Below are 25,851 nucleotides of genomic sequence, written 5' to 3'. Positions count from 1 at the left end.
GAATTTCGGGGTGTTACTGGATAACAAAAACAGCGGCCACGTTGGTATCGAACTGAAAAAACATACCTTTTCTGGCTCCAAGCTCTCTGTTCTGTCGAGTCTATTTACCTTGTACGGTTTTGCCTCGCTGAAGCACGAGCTGAAGCAGCTGGAGTCAGCAAGGATCATTTTCAGCGAATGGGATTCGCTCAATCTGCAGAACTTGGTTGGTTCTGAATCAGAGGTTCGCCTGCTGAATCAGCTGCAACAAAAACGCATTGCCAGCGAGTTCTCGCAATGGCTGGCAAACAAGGCTGAAGTGAAAGCCAGTGTGCGGCCTCAGCCTGGGCAGAACATTATTCACCTGGGTGTACCCAAACAAACAGGCTCGCTTGAGCAAAGTTTTGTCATTAGCGGCAGTGCCACGCTCAGCCCAACCGGGCTCGGCGACGTACGCTGCGATTCGCTGCATATGAACATGGGCTTGTCTGACGCTGAGAGCACCCGGCAGCTTCTGGCGTGGTTTGATAATGTCTGGGCAGATGCACAGAGTCTTCGTGATATTAAGAATGACCTCATCGCCAAATTGGATAGCATCGCCGCCGATCAACCGGCCAGCTTTATCTATTTCCTTACGCTGTTTCATTTGTTCAAAGACTTCCTCGAAGACATCGACGAAGACAGCATCATCCGCAGTAAAACTGGCTTTAAAGATACCCTGGTCTGGAACAAACTCTACAAATTCCAGAAAGACGGTGTGCTGGGTGCAATAGACAAGCTCGAAAAGCACAACGGCTGCATCATTGCCGACAGCGTGGGTTTGGGTAAAACCTTTGAAGCCCTGGCTGTGATCAAATACTACGAACTGCGTAACGATCGGGTCCTTGTTCTATGCCCGAAAAAGCTTCGTGACAACTGGACCATGTACACGGTCAACGACAAGCGCAACCTGCTCGCAGTTGACCGTTTTAATTACGACGTACTGAACCATACCGATCTGACCCGACCGAAAGGCTACTCGGGCGAAATCAATCTGGAGACACTGAACTGGGCCAATTACGACCTGGTGGTCATCGACGAATCCCACAACTTCCGTAACACACCGAGCAAGGCGGAAGGTAAAAGCCGCTATGAGCGCCTGATGAACGATATTATCCGCTCAGGCGTCAAAACCAAGGTGCTGATGTTGTCGGCAACGCCGGTCAACAATCGCATGAACGATCTGAAAAATCAGGTCGCCTTCATTACTGAAGGTCGGGATGATGCGTTCGCCGAACAGGGTATCAAAAATATTGAATCCACCCTGCGACTTGCCCAGAAGCAGTTCAACCAATGGGTGAGCGAACCGGTCGAAAAGCGTACCACGGCGGCTTTGCTCGACATTATGAGTTTTGATTACTTCAAACTGCTCGATATCGTTACCATTGCTCGTTCCCGAAAACACATAGAAAAGTACTACGGCACCGAAGATATCGGCCGCTTCCCGACTCGCTTGCCACCGAAAAATATCTACGCCGACATCGATGCCTCCGGTGAGTTTCCGCCCTTAAAAGACGTTAACAAAACCATCAGGCGACTGTCCCTTGCGGGTTATTCTCCGCTGAAATTCGTGCGCGAAGCCAAAAAAGCCGAATATGCCCGTCGTTACGATAAAGCTGTGGGAGGTGGTAAAGGTGTATTCAAACAAGTAGACCGTGAAGAAAGCCTGATTCACCTCATGCGCGTTAATTTGCTCAAGCGTATGGAAAGCTCCATTCACTCGTTCACGCTGACGGCCACCAAGCTCGCTCAGCAGGTCGACCGACTGCTGGCCAAAATTGATGCCCACGAATCAGAAGAACTGACCGAGCTGAATATCGAGGATATTCACGACTTTGAACTGGAGTCCACTGAACTGGAAAGTTACATCGTGGGCAACAAAACCAAAGTGTTGCTGCAGGATATGGATCTGATTCGCTTCCGACAGGAACTGGAGGCTGACCGTGAATTTTTAAACCACATTGTCAAAACAGCACAAAGTGTGAATGCCGGTCGTGATGCAAAGCTGGAGCAGCTTAAACAGGCCATTGCACAAAAAGTGCGGAATCCACTCAACCCAGATAACAAAAAAGTGATCGTGTTTACTGCGTTCGCCGACACGGCGCAATACCTGTATGCCCATCTGGCGCAATGGGCGCATTCCGAATTAGGCATTCACAGTGCATTGGTGACGGGCGGCGGTACCAATAAAACCACCTTGACGGGCTTAGGTTCTGACCTCAATAACATTCTGACCGGCTTCTCGCCGGTATCCAAAGAGCGCAGCAAAGTCGACCCAACTGCCACTACCGAACTGGATTTGCTGATCGCCACCGACTGCATCAGTGAGGGTCAGAACCTGCAGGATTGCGATACGCTCATCAACTACGACATTCACTGGAACCCAGTACGCATCATTCAGCGTTTTGGCCGTATCGACCGTCTTGGCAGTAAAAACACGCAAATCCAGCTCATCAACTTTTGGCCCAACATGGAGCTGGACGAATACATCAACCTGGAAGCGCGTGTCTCCGGACGCATGGTCTTGCTGGATATCTCTGCAACCGGTGAAGAAAACGTCATTGATGAAAGCGCCAAAGACATGAATGACCTTGAATACCGGCGCAGACAACTGCAGCAACTCAAAGACGCGGTCGTCGATCTGGAAGACATGAGCGGTGGTGTATCCATTACCGACCTGACCCTCAATGATTTCCGCATGGATCTGTCAGGCTATATGAACGACAAAGCCCGCCTCACAACGCTGGAGCAAGCACCGCTAGGGCTGTATGCCGCCGTCAGTATTGACCAAGATCTGGCCGCCGATGACATTAAACCGGGCGTTATCTTCTGCCTGAAGAATATCCGCAGTGGTAAAGAAGTCGTTCAGGTCGATGATAACTACCCACTGGCACCGTACTTCCTGATCTACGTGACCGCAGATGCCGAAGGCAGCACGGTGGTTGAGCTGAATTTTACCCAAAGTAAAAAGATACTCGATCTGCTCAAGCGTGAAGCCTTTAAGCACAAAGCGCCCGATCAACTCGCTATTACTGAAGTTAACCGCATGACACGCCACGGGGGTGATATGAGCCACTTCCAGCATCTGCTGGCCGTTGCCGTCGATAGCGTTGCTGGGAAGAGCGAAGAAAAAGGCATCGAAAGCCTGTTTACCAAAGGCGGTACCGTACTGACTGCCACCTCCAGTCAGGGCATTGAAGACTTTATGGTGGTGTCGTACCTGATACTGAAAGCTGCTAGCGAAGGAGAAGGCTATGTCTGATCTGGGATTAGGCTTGCCACAATTCGAAGCCTTTCTGGAAGGCCTGAACGTGCCCAGTAGCTGCGTGCTCAATAAACCCCTGTTTAAAAAGATGTTTCAGCAGCATGCCGACCTGGATGCCAAAGACAAAAAGGCTCTGAAAGATGATGTTGATAAAATCCGCTGGCTCTACACCCTAAAGCCCAGCACCATCAATATCGCGCCTTTTTGTGACGACCTTCGTGATTATGGTGAGTTGGCGTTTCTGTATGTGGAATTAAACAATACCAAAAGTGCTGAACGAACTGGTCAGCTGATCAACCGGGCTGTACCTTACCCATTGGTGATCTTCTTTGTGAATACTGAAAGCAAAGGAACAGAAGCAACAGGCGAGCAACTGGCTATCTGCCTGGCTGACAAGCGCATAAACAAGGCAGATCAAACAAAGTGGGTCATCGAAGATTTTCAGCTATCGCCTTGGTTAGAACTCGGCAGCAAGTCTGAAAGCGAACAAGCGTTTGTTAACAGCCTGAACTTTACTGGCTTGCCACACAGTAATTTTTGGCAGTTTTACCAAGCCTTTATGTGCCGCATACAAGCGCTTCAGTGTGCTGAAATCAGTGGTCGATTTCATCTGGCAAGCGCTGAATCTGCCCAACACCAGGCAGACCAAATTAACCGTTATCGCAGTATCGAGAACGATATTAAAAAACTGCGTGCCCAGATCAAACAAGCAGAGTTCAGCCGGCAGGTTGTGTTGAATACCCAGATTAAACAGCAGGAACAGCGGCTCAAGCAGATCGCTGAAACCCTATAACCGAATTGAAATAGTAGAAGCTGAAATAAGCCGAAAACAAAAGAATTGAGAGGATACACAGTGAAAAACGTTATTCCAGAAGTGGATTCACAGAGCATGGACATAGTCGCCGACAACATCAGTAAACTCAAAGAACTGTTCCCAGAAGCTTTTAGCGAAGGCAAAGTCGACTTCGATGCGCTGAAAGAAGTGCTAGGTGACTATATCGATGGCCGTGAAGAACGCTACAGCTTCACCTGGAATGGCAAAAGCAAAGCCCGCATGCTGGCACAAACCCCAAGCACCGGCACTTTACGCCCCTGCAAAGAAGAATCCGTTGATTGGGATAACACTCAGAACCTGTTTATCGAAGGTGACAACCTCGAAGTGCTCAAGCTCCTGCAAAAGAGCTATCACAAAAAGGTCAAGATGATCTATATCGACCCTCCATATAACACGGGTAAAGACTTTGTTTATAAAGATAACTTCAAAGACAATATCAAAAACTATAAAGAGATCACCGGTCAGGTAGATGGTGAAGGAAGAAATCTATCAAATAATCCAGAGACCAGCGGACGCTATCACACGGACTGGTTAAATATGATGTATCCGCGCTTGAAGTTGGCTAGGAACCTTTTGAAAGATGATGGGGTTATATTCATATCTATCGACGATAACGAGATTGCCAATTTAAAAAAAATATGCGACGAAATCTTTGGAGAAGAAAACTGCCGTGGAATAGTTTCTAGGCCAACAGGTACGCCAAGTGGGCAAGGCTACGACATACTTGTGAATGAAATTGATTACGTTTTGGTCTATGCAAAAACATCTTCAGCTGCACTCCTAGGTCTTCCTTTCTCTAAAGAAGATGAAAAGATCTACGATCAAGAAGATCAATGGGGCAAGTATCTTACTCGATCACTTCGAAAAACAGGTGGTGAAGACCGCAGAGAAGATAGGCCCACGATGTATTACGCAATAAAGGACCCCGATGGAAACGATATATATCCAGTAGGTCCAACTGGGTATGAAAGTCGTTGGCGATGTGGTGAAGATTCGTATATCAAGCTTATTTCTGAGAATCGAATTGAATGGAAGAAGGGAGATGATGGTTGGAAGCCGTATCAGAAATTCTATTTAGAAGGAAGGCTTAAACAGCCTTCTAACCTTTGGCAGGGAATAGAGGGTAACAAAAAGGGTAGTTTGACCGTTAAGGGGTTGTTAAAAAGTAAAGTATTCGAAACTCCGAAGCCAGTTGGGCTTATTGAAAGATGTCTGCGAATATCTACCAAGTCCGATGATTTGATCCTGGATTTTTTTGCAGGTTCTTCAACAACTGCCCATGCAGTATACCAACTTAACGTAGAGGAAAGTTGCGGTCGAAAGTTTATTATGGTTCAGTTGCCCGAGGTTATTGAAAAAGATTCGCTCGCGTTTAAAGAAGGTTATAAAACCATTGCGGACATCAGTAAGCAGCGTGTTCGACGAGCTTCCGCCAAAATCAAAGAAGAAAACCCAGATTACCAAGGCGACCTCGGTTTTAAAGTTTTCAAACTCGACTCTACCAATATCAAGCCTTGGGAGCTGGACTTTGATCTGACTGAGCAGGATCTGGAAGAGCAGATCTCCAATATCAAGCTTGATCGTAAAGAAGACGATGTGCTTTTTGAGGTGCTGCTGAAGTACGGCCTAGACCTGACCTTGCCGATTACAGAGCATAGCGTGGCGGGCCATAAGGTATTTGATATCGGCATGGGGGCGCTGATGATTTGCCTGTCAGACGACATTACCCTTGATGTCGTAGAAGGCATCGCTAAGCTCAAAGACGAACTGAAGCCAGAAATCATGCGAGTGGTATTCAAAGACGCCGGTTTTGCCGACGACGTGGTAAAAACCAATGCAGTACAGATTCTCAAACAGGCTGGTATTGAAGACGTAAGGAGCCTCTAAAATGAGCATGAAGATTCAGTTCGATGCCAATCTGGATTATCAGCGCCAGGCGATTGAGTCCGTTACGGGCGTCTTCGCCGGTCAGGAAATTTGCCAAACTAACTTCACTGTGGCACCTTTGCAATCCTGGGAGGAAGGAACGCTGTTTTATGGTACTCAGGAAGATAGCCTGGGTATCGGTAACCGCCTGCGCCTGCTGGATGAAGATATCCATGCCAATATCCGCAAAATACAGTTGAAAAATGGCCTCGCGCCGTCAGAAGATTTTGATTCAAAAGGCGGCATCAACCTGACGGTGGAAATGGAAACCGGCACAGGTAAAACCTACGTTTACCTGCGTACGGTTTTCGAAATGAACCGGCTCTATGGTTTTACCAAGTTTATTATCGTGGTGCCGTCAATCGCCATTAAAGAAGGGGTGCAGAAGTCACTGGAAATTACGGCGAATCATTTTAAAGAATTGTACGAAAACGTGGCTTTTGATTATTTCACTTACGACTCCAGTAAGCTGTCCGATGTTCGCAACTTTGCCACTAGCCCCGATATTCAAATCATGGTGATCAATATCGATGCCTTCCGGAAAAGCTTTACCGACCCGGAACAAGAGAGCAAAGCCAACATCATTCACCGGGCACACGACCGCATGACCGGTGCCAAGCCAATTGAGTTTATCCAGCAAACCAACCCGATTGTAATTGTGGATGAGCCGCAGAGCGTTGACACGACCGATAAAAGTAAAGAGGCAATCGCCTCGCTTAACCCCATGTGTACACTGCGTTATTCTGCAACACACGTCGAAAAGCATCATATGCTCTACAAGCTGGATTCAGTCGATGCCTACGAGCAAAAACTCGTTAAGCAAATTGAAGTGGCTGGCATTGAGGTAAAGGATGGCCATAACAAGGCCTATATCAAGCTGATTAGTGTGAACAACAAGAAAAGCCCGAACAGTGCCAAAATCGAAATTGATGCTCGTTTGAAGAATGGCAGTATTAAGCGTAAGGAAGTTACGGTAACCAGCGGAACGGATTTGCTGGATGCCAAGTACAGCGGTGGCCGCGACGTGTACGACGGCTACATCATTGATGACGTCTACTGCGAACAGGGCAATGAATACATCAGCTTTACCAGTAAGTCCGATATTCTGAAACTGGGTCAGACCTTGGGCGAAGTAGACCCGGATGAGTTTAAACGCCTGCAGATCCGCAAGACCATTGAAGAACATCTCGATAAAGAAATGCGCCTACGCCCACAGGGCATTAAGGTTCTGAGCCTGTTTTTTATCGACAAGGTCGCCAACTACCGCTGGTACGACGAAGACGGTAACCCGCAAAAGGGTAAGTTCGCTCTGATGTTTGAAGAAGAATACGATCGCGCCATTCGCAAACCCAAGTACAGCCAGCTATTTGAAGGTGCCGATCTGGATACGGCTGCGGATGGTGTGCATAACGGCTATTTCTCGGTCGACAAGAAGAAAGACAGCTCAGGCAACGAGATGGTGAAAGACTCATCGGGTAAAACCGCTGCTGATGAAAGCGCCTATAACCTGATCATGAAAGATAAAGAGAAACTGCTGAGCTTTGATTCGAAGCTGAAGTTTATCTTCTCTCATTCAGCGTTGAAGGAAGGTTGGGATAACCCGAACGTGTTCCAGATCTGCACCCTGAACGAAACCACATCTGTCATTAAAAAACGTCAGGAAATTGGTCGGGGCTTGCGTATCTGTGTAAATCAGAATGGTGAGCGGGTACACGGTTTTGCGGTGAATACACTCACCGTAATGGCCAATGAATCCTACGAGCAATTTGCAGAGCAATTGCAGAAGGAAATCGAAAACGAAGAAGGCATCAAATTTGGTGTGGTTGAAAAGCACCTGTTTGCCAATATCGTGGTGCTGGTTGATGATCACAATCACGAATACTTGGGTACCGAAGCATCCAAACAACTGTGGGATCACTTGCAGAGCGAAGGCCACATTGACAACAAGGGCAAAGTTCAGGATAGCCTCAAGGTATCGTTAAAGAGCGGTACTCTGGCGTTGCCGGAGGTATTCCAGCCCCATGCAGCACAGATTGTGTCGGTACTGAAAAAAGTATCCGGTAATCTGAACATCAAAAACCGTGACGACAAAGCCAAGGTTTCCCTGAACAAAGCGGTGTATCTGAGCCCCGAGTTTCAGGCGCTGTGGGATCGTATTAAATACAAAACCACGTTCCGCGTGGACTTTGATACCAACGCATTGATTGAAAAGTGCGCTGAAGAGATCAAAATTAACCTTCAGGTCGGCAAGGCTCGCTTCACCTATCGTAAGGCTAAGACTGAAATAGACCGTGGTGGGGTGCATACACAACAGGTTCAGGAAACAAGCAGCCTGTACGAATCGCGCGCGTTCGATTTGCCCGATTTGATTACTTATTTACAGAACGAAACCAACCTGACACGCCGCACCATTGTTACCATTATCAACAAAAGCGGTCGCCTGGAATCATTCAAGAACAATCCGCAGAAATTTATCGAGCAGGCCGCCAGCATCATCAAAAGCCAGATGCGCCTGTTTATCGTCGATGGCATCAAGTATCACAAAATTGGTGATGACCAATTCTATGCTCAGGAATTATTCCAAAAGAACGAATTGTTTGGTTATCTGAAAGACAACATGGTTAAGGCCGAAAAGTCCGTTTTTGACCATGTGGTTTACGACTCCGATATCGAGCTGGAATTTGCCTCGGCGTTCGAGTTAAACGACGATATTAAGATCTACGCCAAGCTCCCCGGATGGTTCAAAATCGATACGCCATTGGGTGGATACAACCCCGACTGGGCAGTGTTGATTGATCAGGATGGGAAAGAAAAACTCTATTTTGTCGTCGAAACCAAGAGCACGCTTTTCTCGGTGGAACGACGTCCGGAGGAAAATGCCAAAATCAAATGTGGTTATGCACACTTTGAAGCACTGGGTGATGACGTGAAGTTTACGGTATCTAATTCGATGGATGAGTTTTCAAGCAGGTATGCGTGAGCATTGTTAATTCACAGTTTTTGAAATGAACGATTTTAAAAGGAAGTCAAAATGAAACTTGGACTGGATCTGGAGAACTGTTATGGCATCAATAAACTGGTGCAGGAGTTAGACTTTACCAGAATTGATGGCGTTGACGGCGTGTGCTCTTTGTATGCGCCCAATGGAACATTGAAAACCTCTCTGGCCAAGACACTAAAGGACATTGAAGACGACAGGCAGTCAAAGGACGTTATCTTTCCTGAGCGAGCAACGAAACGAGTTGTTACTTTAGATGGCCAGCCAGTTGATGCTGGCCAGATAATGGTAATTAATTCATACGACGAAAGTTATAGCTCCAAGCAGGTTTCCACGCTATTGGTTAATGAGGCCCTAAAGCGTGACTATGACGAGGCCTTAAAAGAAGTCGATGATAAAAGAGCCCTGCTAATAAAGGAGTTAGCAAAGTCATCAGGAAAGCAGAACAAAGCGATTCCGGAGTTGATCTGTGAAGCATTTGATCGGCCGGAAAAGGAGTTTCTTGACCTGTTGGCTGAATTGAAGCTTCAGACTGCGCAAGATTATTCTAGTTTTGCCGAGTTTAAGTATGGAGATCTTTTTAATCCAAAGGTTCTGGATCTCGCTGCTACAGAGAGTTTCGAGCAGGAGTTGACTGGTTATGTGGAAACCTATGAAAAACTCATTAGCGAATCAGCGGTTTTGTCGAGGAGTTTCAATCACCAGAAAGCGGGAACTGTTTCTAAAAGCCTCTCCGATACAGGCTTCTTTGATGCATCTCATAGCGTCAATCTTTCAATTAATGGCCAAAAGCAAGAAGTAACTTCCAAAGACCGTTTAAATGAAATTCTGCAGGAAGAGCAGAATAAGGTTTTTCAGAATCCCGAACTGAAAGAAAAATTTAGCAAGGTCGATAAAAAGCTAACCACAAAAGAGACTCATGCCTTTCGAGATTTTATTTCAGAACACCAAGAGCTATTGCCGGAATATAAGGACGTAAAGGGCTTCAAGAAAAAGCTGATTACAGGCTATCTTCAATCACACCAATCAGTTTGGGATGACCTTGTCTCAACCTACAAGTCAAATCAGGAAAAAGTTAAATACATTATTGATCAAGCGAAGCAGCAGGAAACGATTTGGAAGGGCGTTGTCGATATATTCAACAAGCGATTTTCCGTTCCATTCAAGCTTAGGGTGGACAATCAGGATGATGTCATTCTTAATAACGCTGCCCCATCTATCGAGTTTGACTTTGATGATGGTCGCGGTGGTCAGCAGCAGGTTAAACATGAAACCTTGCTTGATACTCTAAGCCAAGGCGAGAAACGTGCACTTTACATCCTGAATGTTCTTTTTGAAATTGAAGCTAAAAAGAACGCAGGCGCACCGATATTGATCGTCATAGACGATATTGCCGACTCCTTTGATTACAAAAATAAGTATGCAATCGTTGAGTACCTTCGTGATATTGCTCAGGTTACACATTTCTACCTTTTGATTCTTACGCATAACTTCGATTTTCATAGAATTGTAGGTGGTCGAATAATTGGAAGCAGAAATCGCGTTGCGCGCAATAGGCGAATGCTGGCTACTAAGACATCGACGGAAATAAAACTTAATCCTGAAAAGTACCAGAATGATGTATTCGTCGCTTGGAAGCGAGATATGCATCAAAATGAGCATTACATGCTAGCCAGTATTCCATTTGTTAGAAATCTCGCTGAATACTGTGGGTACGATGCTCATTACTTAACACTGACATCACTGCTTCATCTAAAGGCAAATAGTCAAAACATCACGGTGCAGGAATTACAAGATATATATCGAGCTGTACTTGTAGATAAGCCTGCCTTGATCCTGCCAGATACTACATCACGTGTGATTGACAAGATATTTCAGAAGGCAGACGTATTATCAAGCGCTGCGCATGAGTCACCTGAGCTTGAATCCAAAGTTATTGTTGCAATGGCTATCCGGCTGAAAGCAGAGCAATTCATGATTGCCCAGATTAATGACCAAGCATTTGTAGATAGTATCGAATCTAATCAGACACGAGAGCTGTTTGATAAGTATGTTGAAATGCTTCCAGGTCACACAGGCATCATACGCTTACTGGATCAAGTAAATTTGATGACACCAGAAAACATACATTTGAACTCATTTATGTATGAGCCAATCCTTGATATGTCTGCTCATCGTCTTTATACCTTGTACAATGAGGTGAAACAGCTTGGAAACTAATGGCAACGTCTCATTCTGAAGTCAACAATAGAGATGACGCGCAGGATGACAAGGTGGTGACAATATCACCAAAATGTCACCACTTAGAATGGTAACCTATGGACAATTTAAGAATCGCGTACGATGCAGAGGAATAATGGCCTAAAGCCATTGTCACCAGTAGTGAATGTTACGTGTGAATGGGAACAGGCGGCTTCTTATCGTCTGGTATGGAGTATGTCCACAAACTGAACGAGAAAGCTTCTTTATCCGCATTTGGTCAAGAGCTAAACCCAGAGTCATACGCAATCTGTAAAGCAGATATGCTGATTAAGGGGCAAAAGGTCGATAATATCAAGCTGGGTAACACCTTATCGAATGATCAGCTCCGCAATGATAAGTTTGACTATATGCTATCTAATCCGCCTTTTGGTGTGGATTGGAAGAAAATCCAAAAATACATCACTGATGAGCATACCCAAAAAGGTTTTGAAGGACGCTTTGGTGCAGGGTTACCTCGTGTGTCTGATGGTTCATTACTGTTTTTGATGCACCTGATTAGTAAAATGCGCCCTGAAAGCGACGGTGGTTCACGTATCGGTATTATCCTGAATGGTTCCCCACTTTTTACTGGCGGAGCGGGTAGCGGTGAGAGTGAAATTAGACGCTATATTCTGGAAAATGACTTACTCGAAGCGATTGTGGCACTGCCTACTGATATGTTCTACAACACGGGTATTGCCACTTATATTTGGGTGTTATCTAACCATAAACTAACTACTCGCAAAGGTAAGGTTCAGCTAATTAATGCGTCAAAAGAACGTGCTAAAACAGGTGGGCGTAGTGGTGGCGGTGAAGTTGAAGGCAATGATGAAAACGTGTTTTATGCTGCTATGCGTAAATCACTGGGCAGTAAGCGTAAAGAACTGACAGAAGAAGCGATTGAGACAATCGTGCAAATATACGGTCAGTTTGTAGAAAATGACTTTAGCAAAATTTTTGATTACAGAGCGTTTGGCTATCGACGAATTACGGTTGAACGTCCACTGAAATTAGCAATTTTCCCGAAAGATGCTATACGCCTCGAAGCTCTGCAAGCAGATAGTGTTTGGCAGAAAATGGATGAACCCATTCAACAAGCTATTCTTGATGCGCTTACGTCATTTGAAGCCGAAAAATATTTGTCTCGGGATAAATTCCTCAAACAGTTAAAAACTAAGCTGGCAGAAGTTAAATTAAGTGCAGTACAGTTGAAACTGATCGTGAAACACCTTGGTGAGCACGATGATGAAGCTGAAGTGTGCAAAGCCAAAGGCCAGATTGAATCTAATCCTGATTTGCGTGATAACGAAAACGTACCACTCACTGAAAATATTGCTGATTACTTTGCTCGAGAAGTTCTTCCACACGTACCGGATGCTTGGATTGATGAAACCAAACTAGACCCGAAAGATGGTGAAGTGGGTATTGTTGGATATGAAATCCCATTTAACCGCCATTTCTATGTTTATGAGCCACCGAGAGCATTAGAAGAGATTGATGCGGAGTTGGATGCGATATCAGCTGAAATTATGCAGTTGCTGAAAGGGGTACATTCATAATGACGGGGCGTTATAAGGCGTATTCGGAGTATAAGGAGTACAACTCAGCATGGTTCGACTTTCTCCCAAGTCATTGGCAGTCAGTTAGCTTGAAGTGGACTTCACACCTTTATTCAGGTGGAACACCAAGTAAAGACAATTTATCGTTCTGGGAAAATGGTTCAATTCCTTGGTTAAACTCTGGCGCAGTGAACCAAAGCCTAATTGAAAAACCATCAGCATTTATTACTAGAGATGCTTTTAATAATAGTAGTGCCAAGTGGATTCCAAAACAATCGTTGGTAATGGCTTTAGCTGGTCAAGGAAAGACTAAAGGAATGGTTGCTCAACTAGCTATTGATTCTACGTGTAATCAGTCAATGGCAGCTATTGTTCCAAGTAAGGATATATCTTCTCGTTTTTTATTTTGGTGGCTAACTAGCAATTATCAAAAAATTCGAAACATGGCTGGAGGGGATCTGAGGGATGGTCTCAACTTAGAGCTACTAGGAAGTATCAGTTCTCCTATTTTCGACCGTAAAGAACAACAAAAAATCGCTAATTTCCTCGATCATGAAACAGCCAAGATCGACACTTTAATAGCTAAGCAAGAAAAATTGATTGAACTGATACAAGAGAAACGCCAAGCGGTGATTTCTAATGCTGTTACCAAAGGGCTTAACCCAGATGTTCCAATGAAAGATTCAGGTGTGGAATGGTTGGGTGAAGTGCCTGAGCATTGGGATAGATCCCGCTTAGGTTTTGAATGCTCAGTGAAAGCCCGACTCGGTTGGAAGGGACTCAAAGCTGATGAGTATGTACCTGAGGGTTATATATTTTTAGCTACACCAAACATCAAAGGTTCAGATATCGACTTTGAAAATGTTAACTACATTACAAAGCAACGCTACGATGAATCACCGGAGATAATGCTTCAAGAAAACGACTTGCTAGTTACAAAAGACGGTTCAACAACTGGTACAACAAACCTTGTTAGAAGCTTGCCAGAGCCAGCAACTGTCAATAGCTCTATTGCTGTAATAAGATCTAGAGGTAATATCCACCCAGAATATTTATACTACTTTTTTGTAAGCACTTATACACAAAACGTTATTAAAAGAATGCAAGGTGGAATGGGTGTACCCCATTTGTTCCAAGCAGATCTTCGTTGGTTTCACATTCTATTACCTTCAAATATTGAACAAAAATCTATAGCCAAGTATCTCGACATACAAACAGCTAAATGTGATTTGATAATTAAAAAAGCGACCAATGCGATTCAATTGATGAAAGAACGCAAAACCGCTCTTATATTAGCCGCAGTAACAGGCAAAATTGATGTGCGTGATTGGCAACCAAAAGGAATTCAATAATGAGTCGTTTTGAAAATAAAATTGATGCAAATAATCGTTCTATTTTAGAAGTGCTCGATAATAAAAAATACACCGTTGATTACTATCAGCGTGAATATAGCTGGGAGCAGACCCACATAGAGCAGCTTGTTACCGACTTGTGTAATGCATTTTTGGACAATTACGACCCAAAACACCAACGTCAAGATGTGGCTGATTACAACAGTTACTATTTAGGTCCCTTTGTCCTTAGTGAAAAGTCGGGTAAACGCAGTATTATCGATGGTCAGCAACGTTTAACGTCACTAACATTATTTTTGATTTATCTGAATAATAAACAACGAGAACTTGGTTTAAAAGAAGCTATTTCAGGTATGATTTTCTCTGAGAAATTTGGAGTAAAATCATTCAATATAGATGTACCTGAGCGTACAGCCTGCCTTGATGCCTTATTTAACCAAGGGGAGTACGTACCACCAGAAGATGCAGATGCCTCAACGGTTAACATGGTGGCTCGTTATCAAAATATCTGTGATGCATTTCCAATAGACCGCATTGATGAAAAAGTATTTCCGTTATTTATTGACTGGTTTAAAGAATTAGTTGTTCTTGTCGAAATCGTGGCATATAACGATGAAAATGCCTACACTATTTTTGAGACAATGAACGACAGGGGGCTAAATTTAACCCCAACTGAAATGTTAAAAGGTTTTTTGCTATCGAAGTATCGCGATGATAAAAAGCGGCAAAAGGCTAACGATTTCTGGAAACAAACGGTCATTGACCTTAAAGCTTTTGATAAAGAAGAAGATCAACGTTTTATTCAGGCGTGGCTAAGAGCAAAATACGCTGAGTCCATCCGCCAAAGTAAAGCCGGCTCACTTAACGAAGACTTTGAAAAAATTGGTACTCGTTTCCATAACTGGGTTAGAGATAACCTATCCAAGATGAAGCTTGCTAAGGCAGGTGAAAATGAGTTTGATGCGTTTATTAATACCGAGTTTAAATACTACGTGAACGCGTATAAGCGTCTGCGTCAAGCAGAAGAAACGATAACGTCAGGACTCGATTCAATTCATTACATCTATCAATGGGGGATAGCAACCTCATTAAGTTATCCTTTGATGCTTGCACCGTTAAAAACGACAGACTCCATTGAATTAGCCAACAAAAAAATGAATCTTGTGGCGAAGTATATTGATATTTTCTGTGTTCGTAGAGCGATTAACTTTCGTAACTTCTCTGCCAGCTCGATTCGCTATACGATGTACAATTTGGTTAAAGAAATCCGTAATAAAGACTATAACGAGCTACTCGTTATTTTCGATAAAATGCTGAGTGATATGGATGAAAGATGGGATGGTTTTGATAGGTTTTGTCTACATGGGCAAAACGGTCGTTTCGTTAAGTACTTACTTTCACGTTTATCGAGTTATGTCGATAGTTTAGCTGGGGCAAATACAGACTTTTCGACCTACTATCATGCAACAAATGGTAAGCCTTTTGAAATAGAACATCTATGGGCGAATAACTTTGACGATCATAAAGATGAATTTGAACAACAAAACGATTTTTATGATGTTCGAAATAAGATTGGTGCTTTGGTACTACTTCCACGAGGCACAAATCAGTCATACAGTGATAAACCATATGTAGATAAGCTTCCTCACTACATTAAAGAAAACTTACTGGTTAAGTCACTACACCCATTAGCATATGAGAATAATCCTAACTTCAATAAACTATTCACCAACAATGGGTTAGCATTTAAAGCCCATTCAGAAATGAAAGTGGCTGATATCAAGGAACGTTGTGAGTTATATCGCCAGATAGCAGAACAAATATGGTGTTTGGAGGAAGCTAACTAATGTCTGATGTGGCACAAGAAAAAATATTCCAAAACGATATCCTTGACCAAATGCTGTCCCACGGTTGGTTATTAGGCGAATCGGGCAAATACAACAAAGAGCTTGCCCTTTATCCTGACGACGTTATTGCGTTTGTGAAAGCCACACAGCCAGAGCAATGGGATAAACTCGCGCAGCACTTTCCAAATACAACAGCTGAAGTGCTACTCAAATCATTAGAACAAGAACTTAAAAAAGAAGGTACACTCTGGGTATTGCGAAATAAGGTCAATAATCGAGGTGCTAAGTTTGATCTGTGTAGCTTTAAACCGGATCACGAGCTGAACCCAACGGCAACGGTTCGTTATCAGCGAAATATTTTACGTGTTGTGCCAGAACTGGTTTACTCACCCAATGGTTATGACGGTCGATTAGATTTAACGCTATTCGTGAATGGAATACCTGTTGCCACTTGTGAGCTTAAATCTGAGTTTAAACAATCAATTGATAATGCCAAAGTCCAATATATGAAGGACAGGCTACCTAAAGATAAGAAGACACATAAGTCCGAACCGTTATTGACTTTTAAACGAGGGGCACTGGTTCACTTCGCGGTTAGCCAGTACAACGTGGCAATGACCACAAACTTAAATGGCAAAAATACCTATTTCTTACCGTTTGACCGAGGGACAAGTGAAGGTGGTAAGGGGAACGATATCCCCGAAGATGGCAGCTATGCGACATCCTATCTTTGGAATGAAATTTTCCAAAAAGATAATCTGCTGCTTATCCTTGGGCGATATATTCACCTTGAAGTCAAAGATGTTGCAAATTTAGATGGTTCAATTAGCCAAAAAGAAACGCTGATCTTTCCTCGTTATCATCAGTGGTCGGTGGTCTCTACGTTGCTCAGAACCGTAGACAATGAAGGGACAGGGCATAAATACTTGATCCAGCACAGCGCAGGTTCAGGTAAATCAAACTCGATTGCATGGTTATCTCACCAATTAGCATCAAAACACTATGATATTGATCACCCTGAGCTTGATAAGCAAGCAGGGGATAAGGTATTTGATTCCGTTATTGTGATCACCGACAGAACGGTGTTAGATAGCCAATTACAGGATACTATTTATCAGTTTGACCACAGCGAAGGGATGATTGCTCGTGTTAACCGCGAAGAGGCTCAAGGCTCTAAATCCAGCCAATTAGCTGGGGAGTTAAAGGCTAGCACCTCTATTATTATCGTGACCATTCAAACTTTTCCTCACGTATTAGAAGCGATACGCCAAGACTCAACCCTTGCAGGCCGAAGCTACGCTGTGATTGCTGATGAAGCGCATTCAAGCCAGACAGGGACAACGGCTCGTAAACTGCGAGAAGTCCTTATGGCAGAGCAATTAGATGGTGATGAAGAGCTAGATAGTGAAGATATGCTGCGTTTATCACTGGAAGCTCGTAAAGGCTCGAATAAACTCAGCTACTTTGCTTTTACGGCGACACCGAAGGCAAAAACATTAGAGTTGTTTGGTCGTAGACCCAACCCTGAAGAACCAGCAAGCGATACCAATAAACCTCAGCCTTTCCACGTCTATTCAATGCGCCAAGCGATTGAGGAAGGTTTTATTCTCGATGTTCTGCAAAACTACACCAGTTATCGAGTGGCTTACCAATTAGCGCATAAAAACCCAGATTTAGACCATGAGGTAGACAGTAAGAAAGCAGCATCGAAGATGGCAAAATGGGTTCGCTTTCACCCTTACAACATTGCTCAAAAAGTGGAAACTATCATTGAACATTTCAATGATAAAATTAAGCATTTGCTAGGCGGCGAAGCCAAAGCGATGGTCGTCACCAGCAGTCGCTTAGAAGCAGTACGCTACAAACTTGCTTTTGAAAAATATGTGCAAGATAAGGGCTACACCAACGTTAATGCGATGGTGGCATTTTCGGGGGAGGTGAATGATCCTGATTTTCCTGATCATCCTTTTACTGAAAATAATATGAACCCTAATCTCCGTGGTCGCGATATGCGTAAAGCATTCGATACCTCAGATTATCAAGTCATGTTGGTGGCGAATAAATTCCAGACAGGTTTTGACCAGCCGAAATTAGTGGCGATGTATGTCGATAAGCCATTAAAAGGTGTTGAGTGTATTCAGACGCTTTCGAGGTTAAACCGTACTTATAAAGGCAAAGAAAAAACCTTTGTGCTCGACTTCGTTAATGATCCTGAAGACATATTGGCAGAGTTTAAAGTGTATTTCCAAACGGCAGAACTAGCTGATGTCTCTGATCCAAACATTGTCTATGAACTAATGAAAAAGCTCGACAAGGTTGGTATTTATCAATGGCGAGAGGTTGAGATGTTTGTTGAAACGTATAACAACAAGCAAGCAAATCAAGCCAAACTCGCTAATTTGTGTAAGCCTGCTGTTGACCGCTTTTCTGTCCGTTACAAAGAAGCGTCGCAAGTTCTTCGAGCTGCACAATCGGAGCTGTCGAAGGCAAAAATTGAGAAGAACGACAAAAAAATTAAATATGCTGAAAATAGCGTAAAGCACGCGAAAGAAGCCCGAGATATTCTTGAGGTATTCAAGAAAGACCTCATCTCGTTTTATCGCTACTACGAATTTACGTCTCAGATTGTCAATTTTGATGATTATGAATTAGAAAAACTGAGTATTTTCGCCAAATATCTTCATCCGTTGCTGCGCCTCGATGTTGTGGAAGACGAAATTGATTTATCAGATGTGGTGATGACACACTATCGTCTTCACGAGCAACGCGAAGCCGATTTACAGCTTGGCCTTATGATTGGAGAAGAACCAAAGCCCTATTTGCCTGCGGCAAAAGAAGGCTCTGGTGCTGTGCCAAAAGATCCCAAAACTGAATTGCTCAACGAGATCATTCAGAGAATGAACGACTTGTTTATTGAAGATGGCTTATCTGAAAATGATATGCTCAACTATGCGAATACGATTGCAGGCAAAATCTCAGAAAATGAAGTCGTTATGGATCAGCTGCGCAGTAATACCAAAGAACAAGCTATGCTCGGTCAATTCCCTGAGTCAATCAACAATGCCATTATTGAGAGTATGGATATTCATAATGAGATGGCAATGAAACTCCTGTCTAACGAAGCAATAGCGAAAGGCTTTGCTGGATTGATGTTTGATGTGTTAATGAAGGGATTAGGAAAGGTAAGTGAAGCTCAACGTTAACATATGATAATTCACCATCTTGGAAATACGTTCAGGGTGGTGATGTATTTGTATACTTTGAATAAAGGTCTGTGGCAGTAGAAGATATGTGCCAAAAAGATTAAGTATTGAACGGCTATGGAGTCTGGCTGAAATGGCTATTGTATTCATTCCTTCACTTGTAGCACTGCTTGAATCTAAAGAGAACGAGGCTGGATATGAATTAACTCAGAGTGAGGTTGAGTCGATCCGCGATAATGCTACTACTTTTGAGTTGCCATCAGACATTGTCGACGATATGGACAAAAGCCGTGGCTATCAGGATCTCAATGCGAGTAATGTCTGGAATGATTGGTTAATTTACAAGAAAAATAAATGTTTATAAGAACATTTAAAGATCTGCCGAACTGAGTTTATTAAGATTACTGATGGAGTAGGTGAGGTGCAATACTGAACCCTACGTATTGCTTTAATTTAAAAGTGAAATTAGCAGGCATTCACACTAATACAGCTAAACTATAGTTAAATTTCAACAGGTCATCAGCTTCGGTATTTTGTTCTGTACCTCGCTCAACAATTTAACGAGTGTGATGTCCGCTATGAGCTGTGAGTTCAATCGGTGGATGCAACGCACTGGTTAAATCGTTCTGCTGATGATTCATAACCTAGCGTTTTTCTTGGACTCTCGTTGAGTTGTCTAGCGATGCTATTTAATCTTTGCTGGCTATGAACGGATACCCCCTTATAACTAAGTATATTCACTATCTTTCCAGCAGGATCTCTGACGTAGAAACGGCGCACACCCCAAGGCTCATCGGTTAAACCGTAAACGATAGGAAAGTTGTTTGCTGTAGCTCTTTCAAAGGTTTCATCGATATTGCTGACTTCAATCGAAAAGTCGGGAACAGGGGTTACCGAACCACCCTCCTCAGCAATGCTAATCTGCGTTTCTGCACTCTGCCCTGACATAAGCGTCACGATCCAGCCGTGATCCATGCCAACGGTCATACTGAAAAGTTTCGCATAGAAGCTACGCACTTCATTGATTGATGATGTGCTGATATTTGCCACGATGCGCAGAACTGTCATTGCAACCTCTCTACTTGGTAACTCTCAATTAAGATGGATACCCACTTCACCCCATAAGCGAACCTGAGCACTGCACGATCCGTTTCTGGCACAGGGCTGATAAACAACCCTGGCAAATCTTGAGTGTTCGCTTTGAGCGAGGAGCGGACATATCGGCCTCACAATATGCAATTCTATCAGGTTACAATACATGACTTCATAACAGCCGTGTATTTTAACTAACGGGGAACAGGTCACGGAAAGTGAATCATTGAGAGTGACTCATGAGTTTAACAAAGTCGGCAAAAGCACAATTATCGTCAGAGGATAGTGAGACATTTAAAAAGGTTAGATCAGGTGTGCTGATCTCTTCGTCATTAGTTGTCGTATCGTTCAAGTTAACACTAAAGGAAGGCTTTTTCTTTGCGTTTTCAATAATCGCTTCAATGAAATTTTTGTCGTTAGCTTGAACCATTCTAGATATATAGGTAACTTTAATATTACCTTCATCATCTTGCATCAAAAATGGGAAAATCATTCCATCTAAAGAGCCATAAGCAGCACACAGGCAAGAATAGTTCAATAATTTCAAAGAGTTTGGCCAGACAGCCTCTATTTCTAATATTGCTTCTTTTCTAACAACGGGACTCCAAACCGTTAAATAACCTTCGACGATCCTTTCTCATATAGGTTCAGAACCTGGAAACGCATCTCCACGCCAATAGTTAACTGTATTCTCATGCCAACCTTCTTTTAGTCTGCCATCCACATCAACTATATGAGATATCCAATTGGAGTCTACTCTGGTAGATCTAGTTGCTGTCACACCTACATCAGATAAATATTGATCAGAAAAATGCCCGCCCCAAGAATTACAACTCCAAAATCTAGATATTGATTCTATTTCATCGAAAACAAAAAAACCTCTTAATCTTGATACGCAATCAGGAAATAAACATTCTCTAACACTATCAATGGCTAATTCGCTGTAAAGCCTTGTAGGATCGGTATTTGATAGCATTCCGGCAATAGCAACGGAAAGGAAGCTATTACTATATTCATTAGATGGTAATTCTGAGGGAGAACAAAAAGCTCCTCTCGCTAAATTCCAGGACACAGCAAGGTTGTGATAGTCAAGATAAGTAAATGCTTCAAAATCTTCATACCCATAATTATTTGACGCCATTTATATTAGTTCTCCTAAAATTATACTGCTTATTAACTTCCTGTTGTGTTTACAGTATCTGCTTCTGGCACAGGGCTGATAAACAGCCCTGATAGATTTATACTTCAATTGACTCAGAAATCTCCAATGTATCATCGACTTCAATTTACAGGTAACTAACTGTACTTTATAGTTTTTTATGTCTAATTAATAGCTGATTTGCTTACAGTTACCACATTAATCATTTAAAAAGTGGAAGACCAATATTAATATAACGAATTAATCAACGCAGATTTTTTAGCAAGCAAACAAGGAATTTGTATGCGTTTTCTAGCTTCAATTATTTGCCTCAATCTTAGCCTAGCGTCTTTTGCATCAATGGCATTTGATGATGTTGATGACGATGGCACTATGGCCGCCTCCTATTCAGGAGAATTGTTTGATTGTCGCCAAGAGTTAATTAAGTTAATTGCCAGCAGTAACCATGCATTAATTCGAACGGAACGTGTCACTACAGATAAGCTTGATCTTTTCATCGATAGGCGTAAGGGAGACGAACTGATAATTCAGCTCTCTAATAAAAACCAAAAGCCATCCAATGAATCCCCTGGTGCAGGCATGTTGGGATGGGTTTCATACGATCTGGAAAAGAACCAATTACGTGAGATAAGCACAGATGAAGCCTTGACGTTCAGTGCTGCCCAAGGGCAGAAGTTGCAGTCATGCCTCAAAAAAGAGGAAAAATGTCATCAAGTTTTGGACACTCTTCGGTTAGAAGCTTTCATTGCACAATCACCCAAATGGCGTGTGGTAGGGAAAGGGAGAGCCTATTTTCACGCAGCTCCGACAGAGCAATGCCGACACAATAATTGGTTTGTAGTGCCCGGCGATATTCTTCAAGTCAATGGAATGAGAGCGACAAAACCAGTTGATGGGGATAATAATGGCTGGCTATTGGTTGGATATGGTGATGCGCATGGGTGGATAAATGTGGATAGACTAGAGCCAGTAGATGAACTGGCAGAGTAAACGCTCGTCATCATGAGACTCAAAAGAGAGAGTTCGCTTTGAGCGAGGAGCTGACTCTGATGAGATCTACTTATTCCTATTCATATAATGCAGTATGCTATGCACAATAGCACGATGAAAAAAAGCATTTCACTCACCTACCTATTGATAAATGAGAATAATTCATCATGAAAAACAGCCAATTCTGATTCAAAACCTTGTTCTAGAATTGTAAAAATATCCTCACGGGTAAGATTATGTTCTTTGCGTTTTTCCTGCAATTTTTTCCAATAAGCTTTAGATTTCGCATTTTCTGGCGCGACAGTTGGGAGATTGTACACTTCATTTTCTTCCTTATATTTCCTGAATATTTCATCTTCAATATCATTATAAGGGCTTATAATAACGTCTGAACGGTAACCATAGTCGGTTTTTGAATCACCGTCCAGAACGGCTATCGCGTCCTTGGATGGGCAGATGAAATTGGTTACTGCATTACGTTTCATCAAATCAACAACATTACTACACCCACCGATATAAATAACTTTAACTCGATTTTTTGTTTCCATAGTGGAGAGCTTAAAGTTGATATAAGACTCAAGCGTTACATCTTCGGTGAAGATGAATTTATCAAACCCGAGGAAACCAAACATTTCAAGTTGGATAAAGCTGTAAGAAACCTGGTTATGGTGGACTGTACCGTTTTCATTTTTCAGATAGATGATTGGAGTGCCATATTCATAGATGGTTTTCATGATAGGGAGAGAGTGAGTAGTAAAGAGTATTTTTATTTCCCTTTTTATGCAAATATCCCTTATCGCGCCCATAAGTGAGACCTGAGCTGAGGAATCAAGGGATACGTCTATTTCATCTATAATGATAAGTCGACTTGAAGAGGTTATCATCTTAAAAATACTGATAACAAAGAACTCTCCAGAACTGAAATAGTCCTCGCGTATATATCTGTTATTATCAAGCGGAAGAAAATAGTAGTTTACGCCCTTTATTTTTACGACTTTCAAATTCTGAAACTTGTTTATATCCTTATAAACAGAATTGAGAAAAACTATGAGCTCATTTGCGTTTTCATACTCTCCTTTTAAGTACTTCTCCCTCAGCGTCATATCGATGCTGCCCAATGAAGGAAAATCAGAAAAACGTTTACCATAAGGAATAGGCAACTCGACGTTCAGAAACGTTTCATCTCTGATAATATTCTTCGTATCAAGGTCTCCATCATTGAACCTGAAAGCATATACGTCTTCATTAATTTTAACATCAATCTGTGTCTTTTCACTGATGCTAAACACGGAAGATGTTTTACTGACGATCGCAGTGTCCTTAAGTAAAGCGAGAGCTTTAATGATGGACGTTTTACCCACGCCATTCTTACTTGTCATACAGATAATTGGATCGCGTGAAAAATCAAATGACACGCTGATTTGGGCTAAGTGCTGCAACGCTTTGATATCTACACTAACGATCATTTCAGCAATTCCTTGCCTCTGAGCAGCTTACTAATGATGGAGTTCCCATATTTTTTACGCAGATGAAACAGGTAGTCCTTGTCAATGCTGTTAATCTGACTCAGAACGCCTGCGATTGATAGAATCGATGCCGTTTCATCCATCTTAGTGTAATCCATTAGTTTTTTCCTGTCACTTTTGAGCAAGTGCAGCTTCACTTCAATATCCGTCTTAGTTGCTTTACTGACTGTCATTTTTCCGTCATTAAGTATGCTTATTCCCAGAATCTTTCGTTCATATTTTTTCGTGATTATTTTTGTTTTTTTATAATTGATGGATAGTTTCAAGAATTCGTCAGATGATAATATACTCGTGAGATCGCGAATAATTATATCTTTATCCATTTCATCCTGTGATGAAATAATAAGGTCATCTGAATAACGACTGTAAATATAGCCTCTCTCCTTACAATAGGACTCAATAGTATTGTCATAATCATAAAAACAGAAGTTGCTAATTGAGGGGGAACATGAAAAACCGACAGGTACACGGTTATTGATAGTACACAGATAAACAATCCGATCAATATTCTTTCTAACTTCTTCAGAGTCAACCGAACGTATATGTTCGCAGTATTTTGATAGAGTGTGAAATATGGATTTAGCACTGATAGAAGGAAAAAAATTCGATATATCCGTTTTAAATATATACTCACTATTGCAATGAGGTCGAACAGCGTTACCGATATTCACATCTTTCTGGTAAGAAAAAACAATATCTTTTCTCATAGGCATTTCACTGAACACAAACAGGGAAAGAAAAGTATGAATACTCTTAAGTCTGGCGGAACACTGGTAAAGCTCAACCTTACTTTTACTTAAGGGAATACGGGAGGTTTCATCTTCCATTCTTAGAGTATGAAAATCAGCGAAGTCTTTTTTGTTATTGAAGTAGGAATTAAAAACACTCTCCAAACTGTTATTCTTCATTCATCCTTTACCTATGTATGATCTGATGTTGTCATCAGAAATAGTTAACTGACTGAAGCACCTTCACATGGCCTGTAAATTATTAAGGCCCCCGCTAATTGCTTAACGGAAGCCTTAATAATTTATGAGACTAAACTGCCTATAGAGGCTTCCTAGTTGACCGGAGATACTCCAAAGTCAGAAGCATATAGTAACTATGGTCACTTCAACCCTCTTTGTCAAGTATTCCATTCCCAGAACTGACTTCTCCGTTGATAAACAAGCCTCGATAGATGCAACATCCGCTTTTGGCACAGGGCTGATAAACAGCCCTGATAGATTTATACTTCAATTGACTCAGAAATCTCCAATGCATCATCGACTTCAATGCCAAGGTAACGAACCGTGCTTTCCAGTTTTTTATGTCCTAGTAATAACTGAATTACACGAAGATTCTTTGTTTTCTGGTAGATCAGGTATGGCTTAGTTCTGCGCATAGAATGCGTGCTGTACAACGAATTATCAAGGCCTAGCTTTTCAATCCAACCATGAAAAATACGGTTGTATTGTCTGGTAGAGATATGTTGAGCAGAACCTACTCGGGATTGGAAAATATAGTCTGCACTATGCAAGTGAGCTATTCTTATCCATGCAGCAACTGAATCTCTAGTTCCTTTAGTCAGCTCAAATTGGACAGGACTACCAGTCTTTTGTTGTAACACTGTTGCTCTGCTGGAGACTGAACTGCCATATGCAACATCTGATACCTTCAATTTAACGAGATCACAGCCTCGAAGTTTACTATCCACGGCTAAATTAAACAAAGCTAAGTCGCGAATTTTCCCTTCTAATTCCAGTCTAATACGGATTCCCCAGATATGAGATATTTTAAGCGGTCGTTTTTGCCCAATGATACGATTTTTATTCCACGGTGACTTAGACATAATTAAATC

15 protein-coding genes and 3 pseudogenes are annotated in these 25,851 nt (G+C 42.5%); 11 read left to right on the top strand and 7 right to left on the bottom strand.

Going from position 1 to position 25,851, the window contains the following annotated elements; all coding sequences use genetic code 11:
- Positions 1 to 10: 10 nt before the first annotated feature.
- The 10 genes and pseudogenes from SJ312_RS07255 (at position 11) to SJ312_RS07210 (ending at position 19,608) form a co-directional block, all read left to right on the top strand.
- Entirely contained in the window at positions 11 to 3,280 is a 3,270-nt protein-coding gene (locus tag SJ312_RS07255) for a helicase-related protein (protein ID WP_239407498.1), read from the top strand.
- Positions 3,273 to 4,076 (top strand): DUF4391 domain-containing protein, encoded by an 804-nt coding sequence (locus SJ312_RS07250; protein WP_131680566.1) that lies wholly within the window; start codon positions 3,273 to 3,275, stop codon positions 4,074 to 4,076. The genes SJ312_RS07255 and SJ312_RS07250 overlap by 8 nt, the downstream gene beginning before the upstream one ends.
- 60 nt (positions 4,077 to 4,136) lie before the next feature.
- Complete coding sequence (locus tag SJ312_RS07245) at positions 4,137 to 6,005, top strand: site-specific DNA-methyltransferase (RefSeq protein ID WP_319867315.1); 1,869 nt, start codon at positions 4,137 to 4,139, stop codon at positions 6,003 to 6,005.
- A gap of 1 nt (position 6,006) precedes the next feature.
- Positions 6,007 to 9,024 carry a type III restriction-modification system endonuclease gene (locus SJ312_RS07240; RefSeq protein ID WP_207392880.1) on the top strand — a complete coding sequence of 1,006 codons (3,018 nt, stop codon included), beginning with the start codon at positions 6,007 to 6,009 and terminating at the stop codon, positions 9,022 to 9,024.
- Positions 9,025 to 9,075: 51 nt separating this feature from the next.
- Positions 9,076 to 11,262 (top strand): hypothetical protein, encoded by a 2,187-nt coding sequence (locus tag SJ312_RS07235; protein WP_239407497.1) that lies wholly within the window; start codon positions 9,076 to 9,078, stop codon positions 11,260 to 11,262.
- Between the two features lie 182 nt (positions 11,263 to 11,444).
- Positions 11,445 to 12,842, top strand: a pseudogene (locus SJ312_RS07230) (class I SAM-dependent DNA methyltransferase); the annotation flags it as partial.
- Positions 12,842 to 14,194: a restriction endonuclease subunit S gene (locus SJ312_RS07225; RefSeq protein ID WP_239407495.1), complete on the top strand. Its 1,353-nt coding sequence runs from the start codon at positions 12,842 to 12,844 to the stop codon at positions 14,192 to 14,194. The pseudogene SJ312_RS07230 and the gene SJ312_RS07225, both read left to right, overlap by 1 nt.
- Positions 14,194 to 16,041, top strand: coding sequence for a DUF262 domain-containing protein (locus SJ312_RS07220; protein WP_131680562.1), 1,848 nt, complete (start codon positions 14,194 to 14,196; stop codon positions 16,039 to 16,041). The genes SJ312_RS07225 and SJ312_RS07220 overlap by 1 nt, the downstream gene beginning before the upstream one ends.
- Entirely contained in the window at positions 16,041 to 19,244 is a 3,204-nt protein-coding gene (locus tag SJ312_RS07215) for a type I restriction endonuclease subunit R (RefSeq protein WP_239407494.1), read from the top strand. Before SJ312_RS07220 ends, SJ312_RS07215 begins: the two co-directional genes overlap by 1 nt.
- An 88-nt stretch (positions 19,245 to 19,332) precedes the next feature.
- Positions 19,333 to 19,608 carry a hypothetical protein gene (locus SJ312_RS07210; RefSeq protein WP_404823943.1) on the top strand — a complete coding sequence of 92 codons (276 nt, stop codon included), beginning with the start codon at positions 19,333 to 19,335 and terminating at the stop codon, positions 19,606 to 19,608.
- 227 nt (positions 19,609 to 19,835) lie between these two features.
- Here SJ312_RS07210 and SJ312_RS07205 read toward each other — a convergent pair.
- The 4 genes and pseudogenes from SJ312_RS07205 to SJ312_RS07190 all read right to left on the bottom strand — a co-directional run.
- Positions 19,836 to 19,961: pseudogene (locus SJ312_RS07205) on the bottom strand (IS30 family transposase); the annotation flags it as partial.
- A gap of 27 nt (positions 19,962 to 19,988) precedes the next feature.
- Positions 19,989 to 20,312 (bottom strand): annotated as a pseudogene (locus SJ312_RS07200) (VOC family protein); the annotation flags it as partial.
- Positions 20,313 to 20,559: 247 nt separating this feature from the next.
- On the bottom strand, positions 20,560 to 20,883 hold the full coding sequence (locus tag SJ312_RS07195) for a hypothetical protein (protein ID WP_239407493.1): 324 nt from the start codon (positions 20,881 to 20,883) through the stop codon (positions 20,560 to 20,562).
- A gap of 90 nt (positions 20,884 to 20,973) precedes the next feature.
- Positions 20,974 to 21,477, bottom strand: a complete 504-nt coding sequence (locus SJ312_RS07190) for a hypothetical protein (RefSeq protein ID WP_239407492.1) — start codon at positions 21,475 to 21,477, stop codon at positions 20,974 to 20,976.
- Between the two features lie 300 nt (positions 21,478 to 21,777).
- On the opposite strand from SJ312_RS07190, the gene SJ312_RS07185 reads away from it, so the two are divergent.
- Positions 21,778 to 22,485, top strand: a complete 708-nt coding sequence (locus SJ312_RS07185) for a hypothetical protein (protein WP_319863195.1) — start codon at positions 21,778 to 21,780, stop codon at positions 22,483 to 22,485.
- A 137-nt stretch (positions 22,486 to 22,622) separates the two neighbouring features.
- Here the strand turns inward: SJ312_RS07185 and SJ312_RS07180 are convergent, their stop codons facing one another.
- From SJ312_RS07180 to SJ312_RS07170, 3 genes are all read right to left on the bottom strand, one after another.
- Positions 22,623 to 23,951, bottom strand: a complete 1,329-nt coding sequence (locus tag SJ312_RS07180; RefSeq protein WP_319867313.1) for an AAA family ATPase — start codon at positions 23,949 to 23,951, stop codon at positions 22,623 to 22,625.
- A complete protein-coding gene (locus tag SJ312_RS07175; protein ID WP_131680559.1) occupies positions 23,948 to 24,919 on the bottom strand; it encodes a reverse transcriptase domain-containing protein in 972 nt (323 codons plus the stop codon). The genes SJ312_RS07180 and SJ312_RS07175 overlap by 4 nt, the downstream gene beginning before the upstream one ends.
- Before the next feature lie 320 nt (positions 24,920 to 25,239).
- Positions 25,240 to 25,842: a tyrosine-type recombinase/integrase gene (locus SJ312_RS07170; protein WP_131680558.1), complete on the bottom strand. Its 603-nt coding sequence runs from the start codon at positions 25,840 to 25,842 to the stop codon at positions 25,240 to 25,242.
- Positions 25,843 to 25,851 lie beyond the last annotated feature (9 nt).

The sequence above is a fragment of the Providencia sp. CIM-Carb-044 genome (assembly GCF_033901115.1).
GTDB lineage: Bacteria > Pseudomonadota > Gammaproteobacteria > Enterobacterales > Enterobacteriaceae > Providencia > Providencia hangzhouensis.
The sequence above is the reverse complement of the archived record's forward strand: the minus strand, read 5'-3'. Positions and strand labels throughout refer to the sequence as shown.